The sequence below is a fragment of the uncultured Thiodictyon sp. genome, from assembly GCA_903837595.1.
Classification (GTDB): Bacteria; Pseudomonadota; Gammaproteobacteria; order Chromatiales; family Chromatiaceae; genus Thiodictyon.
The window spans coordinates 1-1,757 of sequence record CAILVI010000163.1 but is presented as its reverse complement, the minus strand read 5'-3'; the positions used below and the strand labels follow the sequence as shown (position 1 = coordinate 1,757).

1 protein-coding gene and 2 pseudogenes are annotated in these 1,757 nt (G+C 58.6%); 1 reads left to right on the top strand and 2 read right to left on the bottom strand.

Annotation, left to right across the window (positions count from 1 at the left end; translation table 11 throughout):
• Positions 1 to 217, top strand: a pseudogene (locus tag QZY44_RS08790) (hypothetical protein); the annotation flags it as partial.
• 31 nt (positions 218 to 248) lie between these two features.
• Here QZY44_RS08790 and QZY44_RS08785 read toward each other — a convergent pair.
• Positions 249 to 1,028, bottom strand: coding sequence for an SPFH domain-containing protein (locus QZY44_RS08785; RefSeq protein ID WP_295445169.1), 780 nt, complete (start codon positions 1,026 to 1,028; stop codon positions 249 to 251).
• Between the two features lie 213 nt (positions 1,029 to 1,241).
• Positions 1,242 to 1,538: pseudogene (locus QZY44_RS08780) on the bottom strand (integration host factor subunit alpha); the annotation flags it as partial.
• Positions 1,539 to 1,757 lie beyond the last annotated feature (219 nt).

The following is a 1,757-nucleotide window of genomic DNA, read 5'->3' as shown; positions in this document are numbered from 1 at the left end:
TGCGGATCTGCGCCAGATAATCGCTTCCCTGCACGCCGTCCTCACCAGTGCTAAGCCGAAAGTTCGCCCGCAATGCGATCGGGTGCGGGTACCGAGCCACCTTGCCGGAGCGGATTACGGCCGGTATCGCCGCCTCCTGTCGCATGATGACCCAAAAGTTAAGGCGATAGCCTGGGCATTCCTTAATGGTAGCGGCCGACAAACATCGGCGGCCTGACCCTGACGGGTCAGACCAACCAAGACCATCTTCAGGTATTCGTATCAGCCTTGGTTGCGCCGCCCCGTTGCAAATACTGGCTCAGCGTGTGAGAAAGAGAAACGAAGTCTGACGGGATCATCACTACCGTTGTGCTGTTGTTCTCTGCCCCGACCTCGGCAATCATCTGCATTCGCCGTAACTCCAGCGCAGCAGGATTCTCCATGATTTGTGCAGCCGCCGCAGACAACTTTACCGAGGCCTCGAACTCGGCCTCGGCCTTGATGATACGGGCGCGCTTCTCGCGAATGGCCTCAGCTTGCATCGCCATGACCTGCTGCATCGCCACGGGCAGCTCGACATCCTTCATTTCGAAGCGCTGAACTTCCAGCCCCCAAGCGAATGTCGAACTGGCGATACTCTCGCTCAGCAGCGTGTTTATCTTGTCTCGCTCCTGCAGCACCTCGTCGAGATCGTGCTGCCCGATAATGTTACGCAAACCGGTGAGTGCCAACTGATAGACGGCTGCCGGCGCGTCCGCAACTTCGATCACCGATTTCGCCGCATCCGCTATCCGATACCATAAGACAGCATTCACTTTGATGGTCACGCTGTCACGCGTAATCGTTTCCTGCTGTTCGGCAGAAACGGTTCGCGTGCGGATGTCGATCGGAATCGGCCGCTCGATGCCCAGCGGAATGATCCAATACAAGCCGGGTCCCCGCAGACCGACGTACCGCCCCAAGCGAAAAATGACGACGCGTTGGTACTCTTGGGCGATGCGCAGACCGGTCAATCCGAGGACGACAAGAACCAGCATGGCAATTAGCATATCGCGGACTCACTTGATGGAAAAGGCAGAGGTATGTTGTTATGGAACTTATCAGTATCTCGTGAAGGGCCGACGTATCGTTGCTCAGCGCTCAAGCGCGCAACGTCACTGCCGACAGAGCGTGGCTCCCGCCGCTTAGTGCGCGATCTTGTCCGTTTCGCGATACCCCTGATTGATCGCGCTTTCAGCGGACCCCGAATCTGCGGTGCCCTGCCTCTCCGGTCCAACATCGGCATCCATACGTGCCTTGAGCTTCTGCCCCGCCCGGAAGCTCACGACCCGGCGGGCGGTGATCGGGATCTCCTCACCGGTCTTCGGATTGCGCCCGGGGCGCTCCTTCTTATCGCGCAGCTCAAAATTGCCAAAGCCCGACAGCTTGACATCCTGGCCGCGTTCCAGAGATTTGCGGATCTCCTCGAAAAAGCTATCGACGAGGTCTTTGGCTTCACGCTTGTTGAGCCCAAGCTCCTCGAACAGGTGTTCTGCCATGTCGGCTTTTGTCACGGCCATCTTTCTCTCACATCGTCGTGGGCAAAAATCGACTCAAGGCGCGGCGCACATGCCCCCGCCCAAGTCTCTGCATGGCCGACAAGTGTCTGAGAACACGCCTGCAAAATCAATCTTGACGCGGGGTTATTTCTGGCCCGATGGTGTTTCGCCCATGCAGTGGGCCGCGTCCACAGGGTCCGTGACGGACAGCCCTCGGCGCAGGGCGCCAGCGCCAAAGCG